Below are 24,738 nucleotides of genomic sequence, written 5' to 3' on the forward strand. Positions count from 1 at the left end.
GACAGCTTGAATTGGTTTAAATGTGTCGTCATAGACGACATATGTGTACAAGAGAGAAAGCATGTGTTCACTGAAAACACAGTCGGGTAATGGCGAGGACAGCCTGGGCATCATCGTTTTCGATGCTCATGACACAGTCGCATGGTGCCTGGGCGCTGGCGCCGTCCCTGACGTGCAGCAGGCGGTGGGTAAGGCGCTGCGCGCCGCGCGTGCGGAAGGGGTGTCCGGCCCTGAAAACGGCGGATCCCGGTTGATCGCAATCGATGGGCACGGCCCTGATGCGGATCGATTCATAGGTCTGGTCCTGCAGCACGGCGTACATCTTGCCGTGCTGCTGCGGCCGATGGATGCATCCAGTCCGCTGTTTGAGTTTCTGTCTCAGGTGCCGTTCGCTACCGAAATCATGGAGTTCATGATCAGCAATCCCTATCAGGCGATCACGGTGGCAGACGCCCAGGGCAGGATGCGCTACGTCAGCCCGGTGCACGAGCGATTCCTGGGCTTACCGCCAGGCGGCGCGGTGGGGCAGGATGCGGCCAAAGTCATTCCAAATTCCCGGCTGGCCGAGGTCGCACGCAGTGGGCGGGCCGAAATTGCGCAATTGCAGCGGATGCAGGGGGTAACGCGGGTCGTCAACCGTTTGCCTATCAGGCGTGGCGAGCAGGTTGTGGGCGCGGTGGGCCAGGTGCTGTTCAAGGATCCAGAATCGGTGCTGCGCGTGCACCGCACGGTGTTGAGCCAGCAGGTGGACTTCCCGGACGATACGCGGGACGGTGTGCCGCTGCTCGGCAGCAGCGCGCCTATGCAGCGGCTACGCCGGGAGATCGCCACAGTGGCGCATCTGGATATACCGGTACTAATACTTGGGGAGAGCGGCACGGGCAAGGAGCTCGTGGCTCAAGCCATCCATCGCCAGTCGAATCCGGATGACGTAGCGCCCTTGGTGAGCCTGAATCTGGCCGCCTTACCCGCTACGCTGCTTGAGGCTGAGCTGTTCGGCTATGAGCCCGGCACATTCACCGGCGCCAGCCGCCGTGGCCAGCAAGGCCGCATCGAACAGGCGCAGAACGGCACGTTGTTTCTTGACGAGGTCGGTGACATTCCTATCGAGATGCAAGTCAAGCTGCTGCGTGTGCTGGAAGACCGGCGCGTGCAGCGCCTGGGGGGCGGAGACAGCCGCCAGGTGCAGTTTCGCCTGATCACCGCTACGAACCGCAATATGCAACAGTTGATCGACGCGGAGCGTTTTCGCCTGGATCTTTACTATCGATTGAGCGGCGTGGTGCTTCACATACCTGCGCTGCGCCATCGGCGCGAGGATATCCCTGAACTGCTGGACTATTTCGTTCGGGATTTTTGTCGCCGCAATAGTATGCCTGTACCGGTGATAGGCAGCGAGGTGGTGCCGTATCTGGCGGGGCAGGAGTGGCCGGGCAATGTCCGGCAGTTGCGTCAGCGTATTGAAGAAGCGCTGGTGTTCTGCGATTTGCGTGAGCTGGGCGTGGCTGACTTCGAACGTTACAGCATGCCGGGTCACGCCGCCGGGCAGGCTGTCGTTGGCGCGCCGCCTTCCGCGGGCATGCAGGCGGCCTATGCAATCGATGCGGCCATTACGATTCAGGAAGGTGATGCACGCGCCATGCCGGCCAGCCTCAAGGAACGGGAATACCAGGCAGTGCGCGAGGCGCTGGACAAGCTCGGCGGAAACAAGAAACAGGCCGCGCAAGTGCTCGGTATTTCACGTTCGCATCTATACAAGATTCTGGCGCGGTCGGGCGGCTAGGCGGGGCCGCGCATTGCGCCCTGCGCGGCGGCGTGTGATTTTAACGGCTATCGGGGCCGGCTCGCACCGGACGCCGGGATCAGACCACACCGGACGCCGGTATCAGACCGCACCGGATGCCGGGATCAGACCGCACCGGACGCCGGGATCAGACCGCACCGGATGCCGGGATCAGACCGCACCGGATGCGAAGATAAGATCTCACCGCCCACCGGGTTCGGATCGTACCGGCGGTCACGACCGGGTCGCCGTGACCGCCGAGGCTCGGTCGGCCCAGCGGTCGGGTGTCAGATCACACCCTTGCCGCGCAGTTGCGCAAGTTCATCGTGCGACAGGCCGAGCAATGATTGCAGGATGTCGTCGGTGCCTTCGCCGAGTGTGGGAGGCACGTGGCGCACCGGAGGCCGCTGGCCATCCAGGCGGTAGGGGGGCGCCATGACATGCGCGTCGCGTTCCTCGGGCACGGGGAAGGTTTCGATCAGCTTTCCCTGCCGGGTGCGTGCCGAACTGAGCGCCTCGTGCAGGCCCAGTACTTCGCCGCACGGGATGCCGGCGGCATGCAGGCGCTCGAGCAGTTCGGCGCGCTTGCGGGCGCCCACGGCCTGCCTGATGATGGGCAGGAGGGTATCGCGGTTGCGCGAACGGGCGACGTTGGTACTGAAGCGTTCGTCGTCCTTGAGGCTTGGCTGGTCGATGACGTCGGTGCAGAAGCGGACGAACTGGGCGTTGTTGCCCACGGCGATCACCAGGCTACCGTCCTGGGCGTCGAACACGCCGTAGGGGATGATGGACGGATGGGCGTTCCCGTAGCGGGGCACGTCTTCGCCGCGCCAGAGGGATTCCAAGCCATAGAATGCGCTGATGGAAATGCCGCTGTCATAGAGCGACATTTCGATGTGACGGCCTTCGCCCGTGCCCTTGCGGTGATACAGGGCGGCCAGGATGGCTTGCGCGGCGTACATACCGGTGAACATGTCCACGACTGAAGTGCCGAACTTGAGCGGTGGCTGCGTGGGCTCGCCATTCATGTGCATCAGGCCCGTCTCGGCCTGCAGCACCAGGTCGTAGCCCGGTCGGCTGGCCTCGGGACCGCTGCTGTTATAGCCTGCGATCGAGCAATAGACGATGTCGGGGCGTATGGCCTTGAGGTCTTCATAGCCCAGCCGCATCTTTGCGGCGCCGCCGAGTTTGAAGTTCTGCACGACAACATCGCACTCGGCCGCCAGCTTGCGAGCGATATGCTGGCCTGCTTCGGTGCTGAGATCGAGCGTAATGGAACGCTTGTTGCGATTGGCGCAGTTGAAATATGTGGTGCGCGTGGGGCATACGTGCATGCCCCAGTCCCGGGTATCGTCACCGCGCACCGGGTGCTCCACCTTGATGATTTCGGCGCCGAGGTCGCCGAGCGCCATGGTGCAAAGCGGCCCCGCGAACACACGGGACAGGTCAAGGACGCGAACGCCCGCCAGCGGCGCAATACCAGAATCGGACATAGCGGTTTACTGTGCACCAAGTTTGTTGTCTTTGATGACACGCTCCCAGATGGCCGAATCTGTCTTGATGTGGTCGGTCATCTCGGCGGCATCGCCGAATACGGGATAGGCGCCGACGGACTTCATGCGATCAGTCACTTTGGGATCTTGCAGTACTTTGCGCAGTGTGTTGGTCAGCGTGTCGCGAACATCGTCCGGTGTGCCTGCGGGCGCGAAGATGCCGCCCCATGAAATGGCCTTGGTGCTCTGTACGCCTTGCGCTTTGAGCGACGTGACGTCGGGGAGATCCTGGAACGCATCGGTATTGACGGCGATGGCACGCAGCTTGCCCGCCTTGATGTGCTGGAGCACGGCGACTGAGTCGGACAACATGATGGGCACGTCGCCGGCCAGTACCGCAGTGACGGCGGGCGAGCTGCCTTGGTAGGGCACATGCACGGCATCGAAGCCTAGTTCTTTCTTGAGCAGTTCCATCGTGAGATTGCCGGTGCTGCCTACGCCCGCGGAGGTGTAGTTCAGTGACTTGCCGTGCTTACCGGCCTTGGCGAGCGACGCTACGTCGATAACATCGGGCAGAACAGTAGGATTGACGACCAGGATGAGGGGCGTGACATACGCAAGCCCGATAGGCGTAACGTCTTTGTTCAGATCATAAGGACGTTCCGCCAGGATGAAGGGAGCAGTCAGGCTGGGCGAGGCCAGTGTGCCGATGGTGTAGCCGTCGGGTTTGCTGCGAATGACGTTGCGAACACCGATGGTGCCTGAGGCGCCGGGTTTGTTTTCAACGACGAAGTTGCCGCCGAGGGCCTTGCCAAATGCATCTGCAAGGACGCGTGTGGCGACGTCAGTGGGGCCGCCGGGCGGAAAGGGCACGACCCAGCTGGCGGGCTTGTCGGGATAGGCGGCAAAGGCGGGGGCCCCGGTGAGAACCGCGGTGCCTATGATAAGGGTGAAAAGGGCGCGCAGCGGCGAACACCTGTGCAGGCTGGCAATCAAGGGTGACTCCTGGATGACGATACCGTGTGAAAGCAGTTTGTGTTCTGATAAGTGACCATTAAAACTGCTATGCGGAACAGCAGTCATTTTATAAAGTGGGGTAAGAGGCTGCAACCGGGTAAGCCCTAGGTTTGTTTGGGGCTGCAAGTTCCGATATGCAGAATAAAATTGCTGGAAAACAGAACATGGGCGGTGTTTTACTGCTACATTCGTGGCGCTTATCCATAAGCCTTTTTTCACATTGGGGCAGCAGTGGCAACACACTCGACATCAACAGGCAAAAAGTACCCTTCCGCGTTGGCGCAGTTTGACGATGACCGGCATTTCGTAACGGCGCTGGCGCGTGGGCTGGAGGTGCTGGCGTGCTTTCGTTCGGGGCGGCGTATGCTGGGCAACCAGGAACTGGCCGAGCGCTGCGGCCTGCCTAAGTCCACGATATCGCGCCTGACGCATACCCTGGTAAAGCTGGGCTATCTGACGCAAGATGAGGATAGCGGCAAATACAAGCTGGGCATGGCGACGCTGTCGCTGGGGGTCGGTATGCTGGCCAAGCTCGACATCCGGCAGGTGGCGCGGCCCTATATGCAGGAGCTGGCAGATTTCTCGCAGGCCATGGTGTCGCTGGGGGTACGCGATCGCCTGTCCATGCTGTATATCGAGAACTGCCGCAGCCAGTCAGCCCTGACGCTAAGCCTCGATGTGGGGGCGCGTATTCCTATTGTGACGTCTTCGATGGGGCGCGGCTATCTCGCGGTAGCCAGCGAGGCCGAGCGCCGCGAGATCGCCGACCGCCTAAGCGAACTGGACGCCTGGTCGCGCAAGGAAATCATGGATGGCATCGACAAGGCTGTCGAGGAATACCGTACGCTTGGTGTGACGACATCGTTCGGCGACTGGCAGAAGGATGTCAACGCAATTGCCCTGGGCTTTCAGTTCAGCAGCACGCAGCCCATCATGGTCATTACCTGCGGCGCACCTTCGTTCAAGATGTCCGAGCAATTTCTGTTGGATGAGGTGCGGCCTCGCCTGCTGGAAACCGTAAGCAAGATTCGGCGCGCCATGGGGCACCACTGAGGCATGCCGAGCCCGCTCTGAACGGGCTCTGAAGCTTGGGCCGGGTGCCCGTGCTGTGGGCAAGCCAGCTTCGTGCCCTGGGTGATATGGCGGTGCGGCGGGCCGCCGGCACTGCATGGTAAGCCTCAGGGGTGGCGTCGCGGCAGGCATGCCCGCCGCTTGTCATTGCGCCTCGTCCGCCGCCATGGCCTCGCTGTAGCGCCGCAGGTGGTAGTCGGCGTCGCCAAACAACATACTCAGCGTGGTGAGCCGCTTGAAGTAGTGCGCCACGTTCAGCTCGTCGGTGACGCCGATGCCGCCGTGCAGTTGGATGGCCTCCTGGCCGACCTTGCGGGCGCATTCCGACACATACGCCTTTGCGCCCGACGCCTGGCGCAGCCTGACGACCGGGTCGGGGTTCTGCATTTCGATGGCGGCGCGCAGCGCCATGGAATCTGCCTGCTCGGTGGCGATGGCCATATCGGCGAGGCGGTGCTGCAGTGCCTGGAAGGTGCTGAGCGGCACACCAAACTGCTTGCGGGTTTTCAGGTACTCGAGCGTGGCGTCGACCAATGCGCGCATAATGCCGGTGGCTTCGGCCGCGATCGCTGTATTGGCCAGCGCAATGGCCAGCGCAATGGCGGGCAGGGCCTCGCCTTCTTTGCCGATGAGTTGATCGCGGCCAACCCTGACTTTATTCAGGAGGATGTCGGCGGCGCGGGTGCCATCGTGATTGCTCCAAGGCTTGAACGTCAACCCGGCGGCGCCGCGGGGCAGCAGGAAAAGCGAAACGCCGGCCTGCTCGCCTTCGTCACCGTGGTGGCGCGCTGACACGAGGATATGGCGGGCGCTGGCTGCATGCAGCACGACACTCTTGTGGCCGTCGAGCAGCCAGCCTGCGCCATCGACGCTGGCGCGGGTTGCCACGCGGCCTTCATTGTGGCGCGCCTGCGGTTCGTAGTGTGCAAGGGTCAGCATGCTTTCACCGGCGGCAATGGCGGGCAGCAGCGCCTCTTGCTGCACTTGCGTGGCGAAATCCCGCAGCAGGCCGCCGCACAACACCACCGTGGCAAGATAAGGCTCGAGCGCCAGGCCGCGGCCCAGGTTGCGCATCACCAGGTAGGTGTCGACGGCTGTGCCGCCGAGCCCGTCGCATGATTCGGGGAAGGGCAGGGCGAGCACGCCCAGTTCGGCATAGGTCGTCCAGGCTTGCCGGCTGAACCCGTCGTCGTTGGCCAGCAGTGCGCGGCGCTGTTCGAAGGTGTAGTCCTTCGCGAAAAAGCGCTGCAGCGTATTTTCCAGGCCAAGCTGTTCTTCTGTGAAATCGAAATTCATGTTGCTTCCTTGTTCTGTGCTATGCGCCGGGCGCGGGCGGCGCATGTTGCATGCGGCCCGGCTGTCAGATGCCGAGGATGGCCTTGCAGATGATGCTTTTCTGGACTTCGCTTGAGCCACCATAGATCGTGGTCTTGCGGTTGTTGAAGTAGCGGCCGGTGGCGCCGCCCAGTGCCGCGGGGAAGGCGGGGCTTACCCCGTCCGGATAGGGGTTTTCGTCCGCCGGCAGGTGGGCCACGCCATAGGGGCCCAGGGCCAGCGCGGTAAGCTCGGAAATGGTTTGCTGGATTTCGGAGCCCTTGATTTTTAGAATCGATGCTTCGGGGCCGGGGGCGCGCTGCTGCCCGTCCGCGGCCACCAGCTTGAGCTGCGTGATCTCCAGTGCCTGAAGCTCCAGTTCGACAAGAGCGATCCTGGCACGGAAGGCAGGTTCGTCGATCAGGTGGCCGCCATCATTGCCCGGCTGTGCCGCCGCGACCTGCTTTAGGCGCCGCAGCGCGGCCTTGGAGAGCCCGACACGGGCGATGTTGGTGCGTTCGTGGCCAAGCAGGTACTTGGCGTACGTCCAGCCCATATTCTCGTCGCCGATACGGTTGGCGACGGGTACGCGAACATTATCGAACCAGACTTCGTTCACTTCGTGTCCGCCGTCGAGCATGATGATGGGCCGCACCGTGACGCCGGGCGTCGTCATATCGATAAGCAGAAAGGAAATGCCCTGCTGCTTGCGCGCGCCAGGGTCAGTGCGCACCAGGCAGAAGATCCAGTCAGCATGCTGGGCCAGAGTCGTCCAGGTTTTCTGGCCATTGACAATGTACTCATCGCCCTCGCGCACGGCCGACGTCTTGAGCGAGGCGAGGTCAGAGCCCGCGCCGGGCTCTGAATAGCCTTGGCACCACCATACGTCGCCCGAGATGATTCCCGGCAGGAAGCGGTCTTTCTGCGCCTGGCTCCCGTATTTCTGGATGACGGGCGCGACCATTTTCAGTCCAAAGGAAAGCTGGTCTGGCGCATGCGCCCGTGCGCATTCTTCTTCAAAGATGTGACGTTCGATGGCATTCCAGCCCGTGCCGCCGTATTCGGCGGGCCAGGCTGGGGCGCCCCAGCCGCGCTGGTAAAGGGTGCGCTGCCATTCCTGGCGCTCCTGCTTGCTCAGCGGTTGCTCCTGCCTGACCTTGCGCGCGAGCCCGGCGTCCAGATGTTCCGCCAGAAAAGCTCGCACTTCATCGCGAAAGGCAAGTTGTTCAGCGGTGTATTGAATGTCCATGGTGCAAACCTTTTTCCCTTGTTCCGGGTAAGCGTGATGGGGTTGTTGAATTCTGCTGTGCAAAATGATGGGCAAAAAATCGCGGCAAACATGCTCCGCACAGGGGCAAACCCGTCTTTACATCGGTATGCTACCGGATTAGCATTGATTCCGTAAACCAAAATTTAATTCTGCAATGCAGAACAAAGGAGAAACGATGTCAGCCGCACGCTACGGGCTTATTGGCAAGACCGCCGTCATTACCTTCGACAATCCGCCCGTCAACGGGCTGGGCTTCGGCCTTCGCCACGCGATCATTTCTCTGCTCGACCAGGCCCAGGCGGATACTCAAGTGGCCGCGGTGGTCCTCACAGGCAGCAGTCGTGCGTTCTCCGGCGGCGCCGATGTGCGCGAGTTCGGCACGCCGCTTTCTGGGCGCGAGCCCACGCTGCGCACTGTCATCAGCGCACTGGAGGCAAGCGGCAAGCCGGTGGTGGCAGCGATCGAAGGCGTTTGCCTTGGCGGCGGGCTTGAGCTGGCGCTTGGTGCGCACTATCGGGTGGCCCACGCCAAGGCGCAGGTCGGTCTGCCCGAGGTGAAGCTCGGCCTGCTGCCGGGGGCGGGCGGCACACAACGCCTGCCGCGCCTGCTGGGGCTGGAAAAGGCGCTTAATATGATCGTGAATGGGCAGGTGCTGTCGGCGTCGTCGTTGGTCGATACGCCCTTGTTCGATCTGGTGGTGGACGCTGATGTGGTCGGGCGCGCTGTGGCGTTCGCCGAGAAGGTGGCAACGGAAAACAAGGCACACCGGCGCGTGCGCGATCTGTCGGTAGATGCGCCCGATGCTGAAGCCATCCTGCAGGTAGCGCGCGCTGGTGTGGCGGCGGCGAACCCACACCTGCCCGCGCCCGGCAAGTGTCTGGAAGCTGTTGCCGCCAGCGTGTCGATGTCATTCGAGCAGGGCCTGCGCAAAGAGCGCGAGTTGTTTGTGCAACTGATGAATTCGCCCGAATCGGCCGCCTTGCGCCATATTTTCGCGGCCGAACGCGCTGCCACCAAGGTGCCTGGCATTGCGGCCGACATTGCGCTGCGGCCCGTTGCGAAGGTGGCTGTCATCGGTGCTGGTACCATGGGCGGCGGCATTGCTATGAATTTCCTGAACGCGGGCCTGCCCGTCGTCATATTGGAAACAAGCCAAGAGGCACTGGATCGCGGTCTTGCCACCATTCGCCGCAATTATGAAGCCACCATGAAGAAGGGTAGGCTGACACAGACGCAGCTCGACGAACGCATGGCGCTGCTGTCGACAACGCTCGACTACACGGATCTGTCGACGCAAGACCTGGTGATTGAAGCCGTCTTCGAGAGCATGGACGTCAAAAAGCAGGTGTTCGGCAAGCTGGATGAGGTCATGAAGCCGGGCGCCATCCTGGCCACCAATACTTCCACGCTGGACGTCGATGAAATTGCCGCCACCACTTCGCGCCCCGGCGATGTGATCGGCCTGCATTTCTTCAGCCCGGCCAACGTCATGAAACTGCTGGAGATCGTGCGCGGCGCCAAGACTGCCGACGATGTACTGGCCACGTGCATAGATATGGCCAGGAAGATCGGCAAGAAACCCGTGGTGTCGGGCGTGTGCGACGGCTTTATCGGCAACCGCATGCTGCACCGGTATTACTCCGTGACGAACGATCTGATCATCCAGGGCGCGCTGCCGCAACAAGTCGACAGGGCGCTGGAGGCCTTCGGCATGGCCATGGGGCCGTTCCGCGTGGGCGACCTGGCCGGCCTGGATATCGGCTGGTCGGTACGCAAGCATCGCGCCGCGCAAAACCCCGGGCAGGATTTTTCCATGGTGGCCGACAAGTTGTGCGAGGCGGGCCGTTTCGGCCAGAAGACCTCGGCAGGCTGGTATCGCTATGAACCCGGCAATCGCAAGCCTGTCCCCGACCCTGAGGTGGCCGCCATCATCGATGCGTATCGCCGCGAGAAGGGCGTGACGCCGCGCACGGTCAGCGACGAGGAAATCGTGATGCGCAGCTTGTGCGCCCTGGTGAATGAAGGCGCCAAGATACTTGAGGAAGGGATTGCTCTGCGCGCCTCGGATATCGATGTCGTGTACCTGAACGGCTACGGCTATCCCGCGTTCTGCGGCGGCCCCATGCATTACGCAGCCAATCAGGTGGGCCTGTACAACATCGCGCGGGCCATGCGCCAGTACGCGGGCGAGTCGGATGCGGCGGGGCAGTTCTGGAAGGCGTCGCCCCTGCTGCTGGAACGTGTCGAGGCCGGCGGCACTTGGGAATAATCATTGTGGCACTGAACGCGGGCGTGAGCCCCTGCTTGTGGAGACAATTGTGACTGAAGCGGTAATCGTATCGACAGCGCGCACGGGGCTGGGCAAGTCCTGGCGTGGTGCATTCAACATGACTTATGGCGCGACGCTGGGCGCCCATGCGGTGCGGCATGCGGTCGCGCGTGCCGGCATCGAACCCGGCGAAGTGGAAGACGTGATCATGGGCACCGCGCAGCCCGAGGGCACGCTGGGCGGCAATATCGCACGCGCCATCGCCCTGGGCGCCGGCCTGCCGGTGTCGTCGGCGGGCGTGACCATCAATCGGTTTTGTTCATCCGGCTTGCAGGCCATCGCCATGGCGGCGCAGCGCGTGATCGTGGATCGCGTGCCGGTGATGGTGGCCGGCGGCGTGGAAAGCATTTCATGCGTGCAGAACCAGATGAACATGCATATGCGCCGGGATCCCCGGCTGCAGCAGGAAAAGCCCGAACTCTACTGGAGCATGCTGCAGACTGCCGAGCGGGTGGCCAAGCGCTACAACATCGCGAAAGAGGCGCAGGACGAATACGGCGTCCGCAGCCAGTTGCGCGCCGCGGCGGCGCGGGACAAAGGCCTATTCAACGACGAGATCGTGCCTATGACCACGACCATGGCGGTCTTCGACCCCCGCAGCGGCCAGGTCAGCCGGCGCGAGGTCACGATTTCAGCCGACGAGGGCATACGCCCCGATACGACGATCGAAGGTGTATCGCGCATTCGTTCGGCCTTGCCGGGCGGTGTCGTCACGGCGGGTAATGCGAGCCAGTTTTCAGACGGCTCGTCGGCGTGCGTGGTGATGGACAGCAAGGTGGCTGAGCGCAAAGGGCTTGCGCCGCTGGGCATCTTCCGTGGTTTTGCGGTGGCGGGCTGCGAGCCCGATGAAATGGGCATCGGCCCTGTGTATGCGGTGCCGCGTCTGCTGGAGCGTGCGGGGCTGAACATATCGGACATCGGTTTGTGGGAATTGAATGAAGCGTTTGCCTGCCAGGTACTATATTGCCGCGACAAGCTGGGCATTCCCGACGATCAACTCAACGTGAATGGCGGTGCCATTGCGGTTGGCCATCCATATGGCGTATCGGGGGCGCGTATGGTGGGTCATGCGCTCATCGAAGGCAAGCGGCGTGGCGTTAAGTATGTGGTCATTACCATGTGCATAGGCGGTGGTCAGGGCGCTGCCGGCCTGTTCGAAGTGGCTTAGTGGCGCACGGCCGTCAAGCGGCATGCGCCTGTATAGTGAAACACTAGAAAGTTTACGATCAATGGCGTGCCGTCATGGCGCGCTGCCGCTTCGTCGGCCACAAGCGCGGCGAGGCAATACCCAGGAGACAATAGATGAAGTTCGAATTCAAGAAGTACCTGCTTGCGGTGAGTAGCGGCCTGGCAATGGTGTGTGCGGCGGTTCCGGCCGCACAGGCGGCGTGGCCCGAGCGGCCGGTGGAGATCATCGTGCCCTACACGCCGGGCGGCGCCACCGACACCGTCACGCGTGCGGTGGCCGAGCGCCTGTCGCAGCGCCTGGGCCAGACGTTCATCATCACCAACAAGCCGGGCGCCAACGCCACGATCGGCACGGCACAGGCTGCGCGCGCCAAGCCCGATGGCTACACCTTCGTGACCGTGCTGGCGGCCCATGCAGTCAACCCGCACCTGTACAAGTTGAGCTACAGCGACAGCGATTTCACGCCTGTGTCTCAGATGGCCGACTTGCCGCTGTTCCTGTTCGTGGCCAAAGACCTGCCGGTCAATAATCTTCAGGAGCTGATCGCCTACGGCAAGAAACATCCGGGCGAGCTGACCTATGCGTCCAGCGGCACGGGTTCCAGTGCTCACCTCACAGGTGCTAACTTTTCGCATCTTGCCGGCTTCAAGATGACGCACGTACCCTACAAGGGCAGCGCGCCGATTCTTACCGACCTGCTCGCGGGCCGTGTGTCGATGGTGTTTGACCCCATCCTCGTGCCGATGCAGTATGCGAAGAAGGGCGATCTGAAGGTGCTGGCCATCACGTCGCTCGAACGCTGGAAGGATGAGCCGGGTGTGCCGACGGTGGCCGAGTCGGGCTTCCCGGGGTTTGCGATGGCATCCTGGGCAGGGCTGCTGGCGCCAGCCGGTACGCCGGATGAGATCGTCAAGAAGCTGGCCGACGAGATTGTTGCGGTGGTGCAAGAGCCCGGCATTGGCGAGAAGTTCCATGCCGCAGGTTTTGTGCCGGTGGGCCAAGGCCCCAAGGCCTTCCAGGCGCTTATCAAGAAAGACTCGGCCATGTATGGCGATATCATACGCAAGGCAGGTATAAGCGTGACCCAGTAGTCCGCGGATGCCGCCGGCAAGGCGGCATCAATGCCTTTTTCTTACCTGAATACAGAGATGCAATGATCAACAAGTTTACCGAAAGCCTGGAAGCCGCCGTGGCGGACATCCATGACGGGGCCACGGTGCTGATTGGCGGATTCGGCGGCGCGGGTATGCCCACCGAACTCATCCACGCCCTGATCGACCAGGGTGCGCGCGAGCTCGTCGTCGTCAACAACAACGCCGGCAACCACGACAACGGCCTGGCCGCCTTGATCAAAGAGGGGCGGGTGCGCAAGATTATTTGTTCCTTTCCCAAGGCCAGTCATTCCTGGGTTTTCAACCAGATGTACAAAGACGGAAAGATCGAGCTCGAGACGGTGCCCCAGGGCACCATTGCCGAACGTCTGCATGCCGGCGCGGCAGGCCTGGGCGGTTTCTTCACGCCCACCGCCTACGGCACCGACCTGGCGGCAGGCAAAGAAACCCGCGAGATCGACGGGCGCCACTATGTCTTCGAAAAGCCCATCAAGGGCGATTTTGCGCTGGTCAAGGCCGAACGCGCCGACCGCTGGGGCAACCTGGTGTACAACAAGGCGCAGCGCAACTTCGGCCCGGTGATGTGCATGGCGGCCCGCACCACCATCGTACAGGTGAGGCAGTTCGTCGAGCTGGGCGAACTCGACCCCGAATGCGTCGTTACGCCGGGCATCTTCGTCCAGCGCGTCGTGCGTGTGAGCAACCCCCAACTTTCCAGCTGAGCAGTGGCAGATACTATGTTGAAACGATTGAACCGCGACGAGATGGCCCGCCGGCTTGCCGCCGACATTCCATCGGGCAGCTACGTGAACATCGGCATTGGCATGCCGGAACTGGTTGCGCGCTATCTTGATCCCGAAAAAGAAATCCTGCTGCAAAGCGAGAACGGTATTCTGGGCATGGGGCCGCCGGCCGAGCAAGGGCACGAAGACACCGAGCTGATCAATGCGGGCAAGAAGCCGGTCACGCTGCTGACGGGCGGCGCCTACTTCGATCACGTGGTGTCCTTCGCCATGATGCGGGGCGGTCACCTCGACATTTGCATCATGGGTGGCATGCAAGTGTCCGCTTCGGGCGATCTGGCCAACTGGAACCTGGGCCGGCCGGGCGAGCCGCCGGCTGTCGGCGGTGCCATGGACCTGGCCGTTGGCGCGCGCCGTGTCTTTATCCTGATGGAACACAACGCCAAGGATGGCTCGCCCAAGATACTGCCCGCATGCACGCTGCCCCTGACGGGCATGGGTGTTGTCAGCCGCATCTACACCGATCTGGCCGTGCTCGAGGTCACGCCCGCGGGCCTGCAGGTGCAGCAGATGAACGATGGGCTGACTTTCGACGAGTTGCAGGCGCACACCGGCGCCCGCTTGCTGCCCCTGGACGCTTAGCCGCCAGCTCGCTGCTGTTCTGAAAGCGGCGCAGTGCGCCACAGCTCAAGGGCTGCTCCGTACTGCGCCGTCTGTCAGCGCTGGCATTGGTCGGCCAGCGTTCGGCCAGCGTGGTGCGGCGGGGCACGTCTCATGATCCGCCCGCTTATTCAGTGTCTGGCGGGGCTACCGCTCGAAGAATCGCTTGAACGCCGCCTGGGCTTCTTCCGATGCCAGTCGTTCGCCGAAAAGCTTGCGTTCGGTGTCGAAGGCCTGCATCAGGGCCGGGCGGCCCGGCTCGCGCAGCATGCGCTTGGTCAGGCGCACGGCTTCCAGAGGCTTGGCGGCCAGTGAGGCCGCGGCTTCGCGTGCGTCATCCAGTGCCTTGCCGCCGGGCGAAACAGCGGTGATCAGGTCGGCCTCCAGCGCCTCGCGCGCATCGAAGCGTTGCGCCTGCATCAACCATTGCGCGGCCTTGCGCCGCCCCGCAATCTGTTCGAGCAGGATGCTGGAGCCGCCTTCGGGGCACAGGCCCAGCGACACGAACGGCAGGCTGAACATGGCCGTGCTGTCGGCAAATACAAAATCGCAATGCTGCAGCATGGTAACGCCGACGCCCACGGCAACGCCTTCCACGGCAGCGATTACGGGCACGTCTACGCTGGCCAGCGTACGCAGGAAAGACAGCGCGGGGCTGTCTTCATCCAGGGTGCGCACCCGCTGGAAATCGGCCAGATCATTGCCTGCCGTGAAGTGCCCGCCCGCGCCGGTGATAATGACGCTGTGGCATGAGGTATTGTCGTTTGCAGCCTGCAACCCGTCGCGCAACTGGTTGTACATGGTAGTGCTCAAGGCGTTGCGCTGGGCCGGGCGGTTGATGGTGAGCACCATGCCGCCGTTTTCGATGCGTGCTTCGATCATGTCAGCAAGGCTCCTTCCTCGACGAAAGTGTCGGTCAGCCCGCGCACTGCGGCTTGATACTCGCGCTTGAGCTGCGCGACGATGTCAGCCACTGGCATTACCGCGTCGATATTGCCAACGCCTTGCCCCGCGCCCCAGATATCTTTCCAGGGCTTGCTTCGGGCGGAGCCGAAATTGGCGCTGCTTGGGTCGACCGCGGGCAGATTGTCTGGGTCCAGGCCGGCGGCGATGATGCTGGACTTGAGATAGTTGCCTGGGATGCCTGTGAAGTAAGGTGTATAGAGGATGTCTTTGACGCTCGCGTCGACAATGGCTTGCTTGTAGGCGTCCTTGGCATTGGCTTCGCGGCTGGCGATGAAGCGCGTGCCCACGTAAGCAAAGTCCGCGCCCATGGCCCGCGCCGCAGCGATATCCTGCCCGCGGCTGATCGCGCCCGAGAGAATCAGCGGGCCGTCGAAGAACCGGCGCACCTCGCCCACTAAGGCCAGAGGGTTGGCGGTACCTGCATGCCCACCCGCACCGGCGCACACGAGAATGAGGCCATCCACGCCGCCTTCCAGCGCCTTTTCGGCGTGGCGGATGGTGGTAACGTCGTGGAAAACTTTGCCACCCCAGCCATGCACGGCATCTACGACGCGGTGGGGAGCGCTCAGGCTGGTGATAATGATGGGCACCCGGTGTTCGGCGCAGACGGCGAGATCTTGCTCGACGCGGTCATTCGAGCGATGGATGATGAGATTGATGGCATAGGGGGCGATGACGCGCTCGGGCTCGCGCGCGCGCAATGCCGCAAGCTCGGTTTCGATCTGCGTGAGCCAGGGTGAAAGCTGCTCTTGCGGGCGGGCGTTCAGGGCAGGCATAGAGCCCACGACACCGCTGGCGCATTGCGCGATGACGAGTTCGGGGCCCGAGACGATGAACATGGGCGAACTGATGACTGGCAGTGTTAGCTGCCCATACAGATCGGAAACAATGGGGTGCATGACTGGAGTGCTCCTTTGTGGACTTCCTGATGGAGGCCGCGGCCGGCCGGCCGCGGAGAATTGCCTGGCTGATGCTGCGCGCATGCGTGCCTGGTACTTTACTGCAGCTTTGCAGCCCGTTGCGCATCAGTCCTGCAAGCCCAGGGAGTTGATGATGTCTTTCTCGTTCTTGAATGTTGTTTTTGCAAATGCCGCGTAGGCGGTGTGATCCATGTAATAGGTGCGTACACCCAGGTTGTCTAGTACACGCTTTACGTCGGTGTCTTGCAGCGCAGCCTTGATGGCCTTGTCGAGCTTTTCGACGATTTCATCAGGCAGGCCCGCGGGGCCGGCCACACCCAGCGGGGAGGGCACCTCGACGTCGTAGCCCGCTTCTTTCAGCGTGGGCACGTCGCCGAAGGCCGGGTTGCGGGCTGCATCCGCGGTCGCCAGCACGCGTACCGTACCGGCGCGCAGGTACGACAGTACGCTGTTGGTAATAACGCCCACTTTTGTGTGGCCGCCGAGCAGCGCAGATGTGGCGTCGGAGTCGCCCTTGTACGGGATATGCGAGAACTGGACACCCTCCTTTTTGCCCAGCGAGGCCAAGACGACTTGGTTGCCTGTATAGCGGCCGGGAGTGCTGTAGGTGATTTCACCCGGATGTGCGCGGGCATATTCAACCAGGTCTTTCATGGACTTGAATGGTGAATCGCTCTTTACCGTTACCGCAAAGTCATAGCTCAGGATGGAAGCGATATAGGTGAGATCCTTGATCGGATCGTAGCGGGTTTTCTGCAGATACGGTTGGCGGAAGATGCCCACTGGTGCCATGGTCAGCCGGTAACCGTCGGGCTTGCTGGTCATCATGTCGAGCACACCCATGGAGCCAGCCGCGCCGGGCTTGTTTTCGACGACGACACTCTGCTTGAGCTGGCGTGACAGGCTATCGGCCAGGGCACGCCCCACCAGGTCGGTGGTGCCGCCCGGTGCATAGGGCACGATGAGGGTGATGGGTTGCGACGGATAGGCGCCCGCGCTTTCCGCCAGTACGGCGGCGGGCGCCACGGCGGCGGCCAGCGCGATGATGCCGAGTAGTTTTGCGGCATGTATGCTCATTGTGTTCTCCTTGCTGCGTAATGCGTTGTTTTGTATTTGATCTGGCCCGGCGCGACCTGGCCGCGCTGTGCACGCTGCGCCTTGTCCGCAGGCGTTTCAAGCATTGATGTTCAAGCCCAACGCGTCCAGGATGACTTTCTCTTTTTTCATCGTCTGTGCGGCGAAAGCCTGGAAGTCCTCGGAATTGCGGTAGTCGGGTTCCATATCGAACTGGGCGAGAATTGCCCTGAACTCAGGCGTTTCCATCGCTTGCTTGAAGGCATCGTGCAGGGTCCGTACGATCTCCGGGTCCAGGCCCTTGGGGCCCACCACGCCCCATGGCGAGGTCTGCACGATGTCCAGTCCGAGCTCAGTCATCGTTGGCACATCCGGAAAGCGCTTCATGCGGTTCTTGCCCCAAACTGCCAGCAGGCGCAATTTGCCAGCTTCGACGTGCGGAGCGAAGGCGGAGGTTTCGGCGCCCGACTGCACCTGCCCCGAAAGCAGTGCCTGCAGTGATTCGCCCGAACCCTTGTACGGGATGTGGTTCAGCTTTATGCCATAGTGCCGCGCAATCATTTCCATGGTCAGGTGATTGGTCGTGGCGACGCCGGGCGAGCTGTACGAGAGCTCGCCGGGATGGGCTTTCGCGTAGGCCACGAAGTCGTCCATGTTCTTGATGGGCGAATTGGCTGGCACCACGATGCCAAAGGCATAGCCCGTCAGGCCGATGATGTAGCTCAGGTCGGTCACCGGGTTCCAGTTGATCTTCTGAGTGTAGGGCATGCGATAGACGCTCAGCACGGAAATGGCCAGGGAGTATCCGTCGGCGGGCATGGAATGCAGGTTCTGCACGGCCAGCGTACCGCCGGCGCCTGGCCGGTACTCCACGATGACGGGCTGCTTCAGGATCTTCGACACGTTCTTGGCCAGCAGGCGGACAGGGCCGTCGGTGGAGCCACCGGCGCCGAAAGGCAGCAGCAGGCGTATCGGTTGCAACGGATAGCCCGCGGCGGTTTGCCCGAAGGCCCGGGGTGCGGCGCCCAGCGCCCACAATGATGCCAGTGCGCCAAGGGTAGTGCGACGCCCGGGCGAGACTAGGCCGGCAAAGGTATTGCGGTCGAGGTGTTTCAATGTCTTGTCTCCTGTGTGATCAGCATCGTTCGGGCCTTGTGCCCGGCTTTTGCCCGGATACCTGGATACCGCCCCGATGCTTCTTGTCTTTCGGCTCTATGTTCTGCATTGCAGAACTTTAATGGATAAACAGCGAAAGAGAGGATAATCCATCAATGATGTAAGGTAAAGAAAATCCCTCGTTGTAAATCGGTTTCTAATTGCATATCGGTAGGTTCAAAGGGAAACGGGCGTCGCTTGGTTGGTCAGGGCTGTAATTGCCATTAGTTCTGCAATGCAGTATTTTATTTTGCATGAAGTCATATATCTTGCCTGTCTTCCGCTGCAGCGGAAGGCATCGCTTCGGAGCAGAGGACATCGCTGCCGGGTGGCAGGTATCCTTCGGAGGGGCGCGCGTCGCTTTCGGGCGGCAGGCGTTGCTTTCGGGCGGCAGGCGTTGCTTTCGGGGGGCGGTCATCGCTGCCGGGTGGCAGGCATCGTTTTCCGGACAGCAGTCCGCCGCCCGGAACAATTCGTGGAGATAAAGCTTGGCCACTACTTTTCAGGCGCGCGGGCCTGACCGCATCCATCTGTTGGTTGATGAATGGGCACGAACCCATCCTGGCCTGCCCGCCTTGCAGGACGCAACGCTTGCCCTCAGCTATGGTGAACTCGCCCAAGCGTCGCTGCGGGCGGCTGATCGATTGCGGGAACTGGATGTGCGCGGTGGCGACAGGGTCGTGATTGTGGGCGAGAACTGCGCCGCCGCTTGCGCGGTGATTCTCGGCCTCAGCCGTATGGATGCATGGTCCTGCTTTGTAAACGCCCGTCTGTCGGCGCGGGAAATCGATCAAGTCGTGGCGCATTCGGGCGCCCGGCGTGTGCTCTATACCTGTCATGTGTCCGACAGTGCCGAAGGGCATGCCAGGCGCCATGGTGCCGTATCCATGGATTGGGATGGCCTTGGCAGCCTGCATGTCGGGCCGTTGGCCGAAGCCGTGCTGCTCGAGGCGGTGTCGCCATCGCCTACAGAGCAGGTGGCCGCGCTGGTCTATACCTCAGGCACCTCGGGGGCGCCCAAGGCTGTCATGCTCACGCATGCAAACCTCATGTTCCCCGCGCTGTGGTCTGCGCATTCGCGCGGGCTCGCACCGGGAGACATCGTGTACGGCGTGTTGCCGATGGCCCACATCATCGGGCTGGCATCGCAATTTATTGGCTCCATGTCGGCGGGTGCGACGGTGATGCTCGAACCGCGTTTTGATGTCGAGGCGGCGACACGTGCATTGGCCGAGGGCGGCGTTACCTTGTTCACCGGTGTTCCGGCCATGTTCGCCAGGCTGCTCGACCATGCGCAGGCTAGCGGCGTGCCGCTGCGCGCACCGGCGCTGCGCTATATCAGCGTGGGCGGCTCGCCGCTCACGCCCAGGCTCAAGGCGGATACCGAGGCAGCGTTGGGCCTGACCTTGCATAATGGCTACGGCCTGACGGAGGCCGCGCCTACGATTGCCCAGACACGCCGTGATGCCCCTCGCTCGGATTGCTCGGTCGGGCCGCCTATTGTGGGCGTCGAGATCCGTATCGTGGATGGCGACGGCGGGGCGGTGACGCCGGGCGAAATCGGAACCCTGCATATGCGCAGCCCGGGCGTCATGAAGGGCTATTACCGTGACGCGGGGCGCACCGCCGAGATACTGGATGCCGAAGGCTGGCTCAATACCGGCGATATGGCGCAGCAGTCGGCGGACGGCGCGCTGCACATCGTCGGGCGCAGCAAAGAATTGATCATACGCTCCGGCTTCAACGTTTATCCGGTAGAGGTGGAGCAGGTGATCAACAGCCATCCTGCCGTCGTACAGTCGGCTGTCGTGGGGCGCGAGGTGGAGCACAACGAGGAAGTGGTGGCCTTCGTTGAGCTCAAGCGCAATATGCAAGCGCCCGACCCTGACGCCTTCCGCGATTATCTGCGTGCCCGTCTCTCACCCTACAAGGTGCCGTGCGACATCCGCTTCGTCGAGCAGATGCCGATGGCGTCCACTGGCAAGCTGCTCAAGAATGTGCTGAAGTCCATGGCGCAGGAGCGTGCGTCTGGTGTGTCGGGCCAACCATGAGGCGGGGCCGGCTTATACGCCGCGCCTCGCGCCGCGCTGCGCCAGACCGTGTAGCGTTGAGGGAACAGAACGATAGAAGAGGAGCAACATGACTGACGAGCAAACGCACAAGAAGGCTATATTGGTGGTGGGCGCAGGTGATGCAACCGGCGGCGCTATTGCGCGGCGATTTGCCCGCGAAGGCTACATCGCCTGCGTAACCAGGCGTCATACCGACAAGCTGCAGCCCCTGGTGGATGAGATCAAGGCCGCCGGCGGCGAGGCGTACGGATTCGGCAGCGATGCCCGCAAGGAAGACCAGGTAGTTGCTTTGGTCGAACAGATCGAGCGGGAGATCGCACCGATTGAGGTTGCGGTATTCAATATCGGTGCAAACGTGCGCTTTGGCATTACCGAAACGACGGCACGTGTTTATTACAAGGTCTGGGAAATGGCCTGCTTCGGCGGCTTCCTGATGGGCCGCGAGGTGGCCAAGGCTATGCTGCCGCGCGGGCGCGGCACGATATTATTTACAGGCGCCACCGCCAGCCTGCGCGGGCGAGATGGTTACGCAGCTTTTGCAGGCGCCAAGCACGGGTTGCGCGCGCTGGCGCAAAGCATGGCGCGCGAGCTATGGCCCAAGGGCATCCATGTGGCGCATCCTATCATCGACGGCGCCATCGACACCGAGTTCATCCGCGACACCTTTCCCGAACGCTATGCGCTGAAAGCGCAGGACGGTATCGTCGATCCGGACAGCATCGCCGAGGCGTACTGGCAGATTCATATGCAGCCGCGCAACGCGTGGACGCATGAGGCCGACCTTAGGCCCTGGCTGGAGCCATGGTGAACCGCGCACGGCCAGCCCCAGCCTTCACGCTGGAGGTCGGTCGCCTGGTGCGCGCCCGGCGCCTGCCTTTAGGCTGGGGAAAGATAACAACAACAGCGGCGTCGTTTTCTTGATCAGGAGATCAATACATGCAGCAGGATCGTGTTCAGTTTGTTTTCGATTTTGGCAGCCCCAACGCTTACTTCTGCCACAAGGTGTTGCCAGAGATCGCCGCCCGCACAGGTGTGGGGTTCGAGTATGTCCCCATCCTGCTGGGCGGTCTATTCAAGCTCACCAACAATCGTTCGCCGGCCGAGGCCTTCGCGGGCGTGGCCAACAAGCTCAAGTACAACGCCATCGAGAAACGACGCTTCATCGACAGGCATGGCCTGCAGGGGTACCGCGACAACCCGTTCTGGCCCGTGAACACGCTGCAGATCATGCGCGGCGCAGTCGCTGCGCAGAAGCTGGGCATTTTCCAGCCCTATGTCGATGCAGTATTCGCCGCAATGTGGGAGCAGGCACAGAATATGGGCGATACAGAAGTCATCCTGGGGGTGCTGCGGCAGGCGGGTCTTGATGGCCCGGCCCTTCTGGCCGCCAGTCAGGCGCCGGACGTCAAGCAGGCGCTGATCGACAACACGCAGCGGGCATTCGAGCAAGGGGCCTTCGGGGCGCCTACCTTCTTTGTCGGCAACGAGATCTACTTCGGCAAGGATCGCCTGCGCGAGGTAGAGGAAGCCATGGCGTCGGCCCTTCATTCATCGCACTCCGGAACAACCATGAGCCTTTCTCCACAGCTTCAATCGATCTTGGCGCCAACGGGCCGCCTGCGCGCTGCCATCAATGTCGGCAATCCCATTCTTGCCCGAATCGCCGAAGACGGTCGCCCCGCAGGCGTTTCCATTGATCTGGCGCGCCGCTTTGCACAACATCTGGGCCTGGAGCTAGAGCTTGTCGTATTCGACGCCGCCGGCAAATCCGTGGACGCCGTCACGCGCGAAGAAGCTGACTTCGGCTTCTTTGCCGTGGACCCCGTGCGCGGCGCCGGTATTGCGTTTTCGGCGCCCTATGTATTGATCGAAGGCGCTTATCTGGTGGCTGAAACCTCGCCGCTGCAAAGCAATGCCGAGGTCGACGCCCCGGGCAATCGCGTCGTCGTAGGGCGTGGCAGCGCCTACGACCTTTACCTGTCCCGCGAACTCAAGCAGGCCGAGATTCTGCGCGCGCCCACTTCGCCGGCTGTGGTCGATACCTTTATGAACGAAGGCGCCGACGTGGCCGCTGGCGTGCGACAGCAACTTGAGGCCGATGCCGCGCGCATCCCGGGCTTGCGCCTGCTGCCGGGCCGTTTCATGGTGATCCGCCAGGCCATGGGCCTGCCCAAGGGGCGGGGGGAGCAGGCTGCGAAAATCCTCGCCGACTTCGTCGAAGAAGCCAAGGCCAGCGGTTTCGTGCAAGAGGCGCTGGCGCGCCATCGCATCGAAGGCGCCTCGGTGGCCAGATAACCAGCCATTAAGCCCCCGCCATTTGTCCTAAGGGTATCCATTGAGACCGCGGCACAGGAGATTAGTTGATTTTCTCTAGTCTTTCCTACAGAATCGGCTTGTCTCAAATCTTGATTCATTTTTATACATTTGAATCGGCTTTGATACGTTTTGCAGGCTTTGCAAAATAAGCGCAAGGCCAGCAGCGTCTGTTCCGCTTGTTGACATAAGTTGGGGAGGTCGCATGCCGTCGATTCTGATCGTGAATTCCGCACCCATCGTCAGGGCTGGTTTGCGCTCGGTGCTGCAAGGTGCAGGCTTTACCCACGCGCTAAGCGAGGTCAATACACCCCAGGAAGCGCTCGATCACGTGTGCACTGAACTCGCCCTGGTCATTATGGATCCACGCGAGCCCGCGATGAGCATTGCGGTTTTCCTGAGCGCGTTGCGCAAAAATGCGTCTGGCTGCCCCATTCTGTTTTTTGGCGGCAATGATGTTTCGTTATTCGCCGCTTTGGCATCCAGCCTGGGCGTCAATGGCTATCTGGGGCAGCACAGCAGCGAACAGACCATTGCCGCCACTGCGCGCATGGTGCTGGACGGCATGCAATGCTTTCCGCAAGCGGTCGGGGGCAGCCAAGGTCACCACGGGCATCAGTCTGATCGCCTGCAGTCCCTCACCAAGAAAGAGCTTACCGTGCTCACGCTGCTGCGCCAGGGCTTGCGCAATAAAGATGTGGCGCGGCGGCTGTTTCTTAGCGAAAAGACAATCAGCGCCCACAAGCGCAATATATTGATGAAGCTGGGCGTATCGGGCGTCATGCAGATCAGCGAGCGCGAAATGGTAACAGAATCACTCAATGAGCAGCCCGCCGATATCGTGAGCCCCAATCTGTCCCTGCCGCTGCTGCTGCCAGAAAACTGCGCAGTCGCCTGATCGCCCTGTGTGGCGCCGCAGGCTCGCGGCACCTCTCGCCAACCCCAACCCCAACCCCAACCCCAACCCCAACCCCAACCCCAACCCCAACCCCAACCCCAACCCGCAGCATCCACCCCAGAGGCGGTCCCGCAGCATCCTTTCGGCGTGGTACCTCGCTGCACGATGACGAGTTGGCGGTCGTCTTTTCGTCTACGCGTAGGCAACCCGAATTAGGGATGACAGCTTGGAAACGTCATGAAATCGTGACGCGGCGTGACATGGTATGACGGCGACGCGATGGTCCGGAATGGCTTCCGGGCACTTTTCCTAGGAAAACCATGTACTGGAACTGGCAGAGTAGAGCGGGGCAGGAACGGTTTCCGGGTACTTTTCTTAGGAAAACCATCGTCCGAATTCTTAGTGTGACTAGCAAGCGGTTCAGAGTTTTCCTGTTTACGCGAACGACAGATATTTCCGCATGTAGCAAGCCGTAATATGCCCTTACCCAATGCGGGTACAAGCAATAAGGGAGGGGATCCATCCCCGTCAGTCCCACTTCAATGTGTCAATTATTTTCGGAGATAAGCAATGCGTAACTTTCTTAAGAAACTGCGCCGCGACGAACGCGGCGTGAGCGCCCTGGAATACGCGATTCTGGCGGGGCTGATTGTGGGTGCGGTGGTGATTGGCGTAGGCCTGTTCACGGACGGTTTGCAAACAGGCTTCCAGAACCTGTCGACGGCTGTAACGACCGCCACAACACCGCCGCCCACAACACCTTGATGCAATGGACGCTGAACGTCAGAAAAGAACGAGAGCGTACTCGCAGTAATAACAACAAGGCATGACGACCCCCCACATGATTACAACCTCTTCCCTCATCGCACCCACGCTGGCCGCCGCAGGCGCCATCCTGCTGCTGCTGGCGTACCGCGATCTGTCCCAGCGACGCCTGCCCAATGCCTGGGTTGGCCTCTATGCCTTCCTCTTCCTCTGCTACGCGGGGGCGGCCGGAATAGGTTGGGCGCAGGTCGGCGGGCATGCGATTACGGGGCTGGCAGCGTTCACGCTGGCAACTCTGCTGTTCGCATTGGGGTATATGGGCGGGGGGGATGTGAAGCTGTGGGGGGCGATCATGCTGTGGGCGGGGCCGCAGGGCGCCGTCACAGCACTGGTGCTGGCTACGCTGTGCGGCGCGCTGCTTGGCCTGTTGGGCTGGGGCGCCCAAAGAGTGCTGCGCCGCGCCCGCCGACCAGCGGGCGCGGGCATGCTCCGCATGCTTACAGCATCGCGAGGCGTGCCCTATGGCGTGGGCCTGGCGCTGGCGGGCATACAGGTCTTGATCGTAACCGGTGCGTAAGCCGGCGGGCGACGGAA

General features: G+C 62.0%; 21 protein-coding genes and 1 pseudogene. 14 read left to right on the top strand and 8 right to left on the bottom strand.

The annotated features are described in order from the left end of the window. The first annotated feature begins 61 nt into the window (after positions 1-61). Positions 62-1,783, top strand: a complete 1,722-nt coding sequence (locus LOL23_RS17240; protein WP_237173973.1) for a sigma-54 interaction domain-containing protein — start codon at positions 62-64, stop codon at positions 1,781-1,783. Between the two features lie 287 nt (positions 1,784-2,070). Here LOL23_RS17240 and LOL23_RS17245 read toward each other — a convergent pair whose 3' ends face one another. Together LOL23_RS17245 and LOL23_RS17250 are read right to left on the bottom strand one after the other, a co-directional pair. Then, on the bottom strand, positions 2,071-3,276 hold the full coding sequence (locus tag LOL23_RS17245) for a CaiB/BaiF CoA transferase family protein (RefSeq protein WP_160979238.1): 1,206 nt from the start codon (positions 3,274-3,276) through the stop codon (positions 2,071-2,073). A gap of 6 nt (positions 3,277-3,282) precedes the next feature. After that, positions 3,283-4,272 carry a Bug family tripartite tricarboxylate transporter substrate binding protein gene (locus tag LOL23_RS17250; protein ID WP_160979240.1) on the bottom strand — a complete coding sequence of 330 codons (990 nt, stop codon included), beginning with the start codon at positions 4,270-4,272 and terminating at the stop codon, positions 3,283-3,285. A 252-nt stretch (positions 4,273-4,524) separates the two neighbouring features. On the opposite strand from LOL23_RS17250, the gene LOL23_RS17255 reads away from it, so the two are divergent. After that, complete coding sequence (locus LOL23_RS17255) at positions 4,525-5,346, top strand: IclR family transcriptional regulator (protein WP_237173974.1); 822 nt, start codon at positions 4,525-4,527, stop codon at positions 5,344-5,346. A gap of 162 nt (positions 5,347-5,508) precedes the next feature. Here LOL23_RS17255 and LOL23_RS17260 read toward each other — a convergent pair whose 3' ends face one another. Both LOL23_RS17260 and LOL23_RS17265 read right to left on the bottom strand, forming a co-directional pair. Further along, positions 5,509-6,660, bottom strand: coding sequence for an acyl-CoA dehydrogenase family protein (locus LOL23_RS17260; RefSeq protein WP_160979242.1), 1,152 nt, complete (start codon positions 6,658-6,660; stop codon positions 5,509-5,511). A gap of 64 nt (positions 6,661-6,724) precedes the next feature. Next, positions 6,725-7,927: an acyl-CoA dehydrogenase family protein gene (locus LOL23_RS17265; RefSeq protein WP_160979244.1), complete on the bottom strand. Its 1,203-nt coding sequence runs from the start codon at positions 7,925-7,927 to the stop codon at positions 6,725-6,727. A 196-nt stretch (positions 7,928-8,123) separates the two neighbouring features. Here LOL23_RS17265 and LOL23_RS17270 point away from each other — a divergent pair, with 196 nt between their 5' ends. The 5 genes from LOL23_RS17270 (at position 8,124) to LOL23_RS17290 (ending at position 13,963) form a co-directional block, all read left to right on the top strand. Then, entirely contained in the window at positions 8,124-10,217 is a 2,094-nt protein-coding gene (locus tag LOL23_RS17270; RefSeq protein WP_237173975.1) for a 3-hydroxyacyl-CoA dehydrogenase NAD-binding domain-containing protein, read from the top strand. Between the two features lie 49 nt (positions 10,218-10,266). Further along, positions 10,267-11,445, top strand: coding sequence for an acetyl-CoA C-acyltransferase (locus LOL23_RS17275; protein ID WP_160979248.1), 1,179 nt, complete (start codon positions 10,267-10,269; stop codon positions 11,443-11,445). A 134-nt stretch (positions 11,446-11,579) separates the two neighbouring features. After that, positions 11,580-12,557, top strand: a complete 978-nt coding sequence (locus LOL23_RS17280) for a Bug family tripartite tricarboxylate transporter substrate binding protein (protein WP_160979250.1) — start codon at positions 11,580-11,582, stop codon at positions 12,555-12,557. A 62-nt stretch (positions 12,558-12,619) separates the two neighbouring features. After that, positions 12,620-13,300: a 3-oxoacid CoA-transferase subunit A gene (locus LOL23_RS17285; protein ID WP_160979252.1), complete on the top strand. Its 681-nt coding sequence runs from the start codon at positions 12,620-12,622 to the stop codon at positions 13,298-13,300. Positions 13,301-13,315: 15 nt separating this feature from the next. Beyond that, entirely contained in the window at positions 13,316-13,963 is a 648-nt protein-coding gene (locus tag LOL23_RS17290) for a 3-oxoacid CoA-transferase subunit B (RefSeq protein ID WP_237173976.1), read from the top strand. 165 nt (positions 13,964-14,128) lie between these two features. On the opposite strand, the gene LOL23_RS17295 is transcribed toward LOL23_RS17290, so the two are convergent. From LOL23_RS17295 to LOL23_RS17310, 4 genes are all read right to left on the bottom strand, one after another. Further along, positions 14,129-14,863 carry an enoyl-CoA hydratase-related protein gene (locus tag LOL23_RS17295; protein ID WP_160979254.1) on the bottom strand — a complete coding sequence of 245 codons (735 nt, stop codon included), beginning with the start codon at positions 14,861-14,863 and terminating at the stop codon, positions 14,129-14,131. Then, the gene (locus tag LOL23_RS17300; RefSeq protein ID WP_237173977.1) at positions 14,860-15,846 is read right to left on the bottom strand and encodes an NAD(P)H-dependent flavin oxidoreductase; all 987 of its coding nucleotides are present in this window, start codon (positions 15,844-15,846) and stop codon (positions 14,860-14,862) included. Before LOL23_RS17300 ends, LOL23_RS17295 begins: the two co-directional genes overlap by 4 nt. Before the next feature lie 126 nt (positions 15,847-15,972). Beyond that, a complete protein-coding gene (locus LOL23_RS17305) occupies positions 15,973-16,944 on the bottom strand; it encodes a tripartite tricarboxylate transporter substrate binding protein (RefSeq protein WP_160979258.1) in 972 nt (323 codons plus the stop codon). A 96-nt stretch (positions 16,945-17,040) separates the two neighbouring features. Continuing rightward, entirely contained in the window at positions 17,041-17,988 is a 948-nt protein-coding gene (locus LOL23_RS17310) for a Bug family tripartite tricarboxylate transporter substrate binding protein (RefSeq protein ID WP_160979364.1), read from the bottom strand. A gap of 596 nt (positions 17,989-18,584) precedes the next feature. On the opposite strand from LOL23_RS17310, the gene LOL23_RS17315 reads away from it, so the two are divergent. The 7 genes and pseudogenes from LOL23_RS17315 to LOL23_RS17345 all read left to right on the top strand — a co-directional run bounded on the left by LOL23_RS17315 (position 18,585) and on the right by LOL23_RS17345 (position 24,721). After that, complete coding sequence (locus LOL23_RS17315) at positions 18,585-20,147, top strand: class I adenylate-forming enzyme family protein (RefSeq protein WP_237173978.1); 1,563 nt, start codon at positions 18,585-18,587, stop codon at positions 20,145-20,147. Positions 20,148-20,235: 88 nt separating this feature from the next. After that, positions 20,236-20,976 carry an SDR family oxidoreductase gene (locus LOL23_RS17320; RefSeq protein WP_160979260.1) on the top strand — a complete coding sequence of 247 codons (741 nt, stop codon included), beginning with the start codon at positions 20,236-20,238 and terminating at the stop codon, positions 20,974-20,976. A 128-nt stretch (positions 20,977-21,104) separates the two neighbouring features. After that, a pseudogene (locus tag LOL23_RS17325) lies at positions 21,105-21,689 on the top strand (2-hydroxychromene-2-carboxylate isomerase); the annotation flags it as partial. A 48-nt stretch (positions 21,690-21,737) separates the two neighbouring features. After that, positions 21,738-22,463, top strand: coding sequence for an ABC transporter substrate-binding protein (locus LOL23_RS17330; protein WP_237173992.1), 726 nt, complete (start codon positions 21,738-21,740; stop codon positions 22,461-22,463). A gap of 223 nt (positions 22,464-22,686) precedes the next feature. Then, a complete protein-coding gene (locus tag LOL23_RS17335) occupies positions 22,687-23,379 on the top strand; it encodes a response regulator transcription factor (protein WP_160979264.1) in 693 nt (230 codons plus the stop codon). A gap of 570 nt (positions 23,380-23,949) precedes the next feature. Beyond that, a complete protein-coding gene (locus LOL23_RS17340; RefSeq protein ID WP_237173979.1) occupies positions 23,950-24,144 on the top strand; it encodes a Flp family type IVb pilin in 195 nt (64 codons plus the stop codon). A gap of 76 nt (positions 24,145-24,220) precedes the next feature. Beyond that, on the top strand, positions 24,221-24,721 hold the full coding sequence (locus LOL23_RS17345) for an A24 family peptidase (RefSeq protein ID WP_160979268.1): 501 nt from the start codon (positions 24,221-24,223) through the stop codon (positions 24,719-24,721). Positions 24,722-24,738 lie beyond the last annotated feature (17 nt).

Origin of the sequence: Paracandidimonas lactea, assembly GCF_021653995.1 — a bacterium.
Classification (GTDB): Bacteria; Pseudomonadota; Gammaproteobacteria; order Burkholderiales; family Burkholderiaceae_B; genus Allopusillimonas; species Allopusillimonas lactea.

Coding starts and splice junctions, on each gene's coding strand:
- LOL23_RS17340 (WP_237173979.1), top strand. CDS start 23,950: ATGCGTAACTTTCTTAAGAAACTGCGCCGCGACGAACGCGGCGTGAGC.
- LOL23_RS17245 (WP_160979238.1), bottom strand. CDS start 3,276: ATGTCCGATTCTGGTATTGCGCCGCTGGCGGGCGTTCGCGTCCTTGAC.
- LOL23_RS17240 (WP_237173973.1), top strand. CDS start 62: ATGTGTTCACTGAAAACACAGTCGGGTAATGGCGAGGACAGCCTGGGC.
- LOL23_RS17290 (WP_237173976.1), top strand. CDS start 13,316: ATGTTGAAACGATTGAACCGCGACGAGATGGCCCGCCGGCTTGCCGCC.
- LOL23_RS17285 (WP_160979252.1), top strand. CDS start 12,620: ATGATCAACAAGTTTACCGAAAGCCTGGAAGCCGCCGTGGCGGACATC.
- LOL23_RS17300 (WP_237173977.1), bottom strand. CDS start 15,846: ATGCACCCCATTGTTTCCGATCTGTATGGGCAGCTAACACTGCCAGTC.
- LOL23_RS17330 (WP_237173992.1), top strand. CDS start 21,738: ATGAGCCTTTCTCCACAGCTTCAATCGATCTTGGCGCCAACGGGCCGC.
- LOL23_RS17265 (WP_160979244.1), bottom strand. CDS start 7,927: ATGGACATTCAATACACCGCTGAACAACTTGCCTTTCGCGATGAAGTG.
- LOL23_RS17345 (WP_160979268.1), top strand. CDS start 24,221: ATGATTACAACCTCTTCCCTCATCGCACCCACGCTGGCCGCCGCAGGC.
- LOL23_RS17260 (WP_160979242.1), bottom strand. CDS start 6,660: ATGAATTTCGATTTCACAGAAGAACAGCTTGGCCTGGAAAATACGCTG.
- LOL23_RS17280 (WP_160979250.1), top strand. CDS start 11,580: ATGAAGTTCGAATTCAAGAAGTACCTGCTTGCGGTGAGTAGCGGCCTG.
- LOL23_RS17295 (WP_160979254.1), bottom strand. CDS start 14,863: ATGATCGAAGCACGCATCGAAAACGGCGGCATGGTGCTCACCATCAAC.
- LOL23_RS17320 (WP_160979260.1), top strand. CDS start 20,236: ATGACTGACGAGCAAACGCACAAGAAGGCTATATTGGTGGTGGGCGCA.
- LOL23_RS17335 (WP_160979264.1), top strand. CDS start 22,687: ATGCCGTCGATTCTGATCGTGAATTCCGCACCCATCGTCAGGGCTGGT.
- LOL23_RS17270 (WP_237173975.1), top strand. CDS start 8,124: ATGTCAGCCGCACGCTACGGGCTTATTGGCAAGACCGCCGTCATTACC.
- LOL23_RS17305 (WP_160979258.1), bottom strand. CDS start 16,944: ATGAGCATACATGCCGCAAAACTACTCGGCATCATCGCGCTGGCCGCC.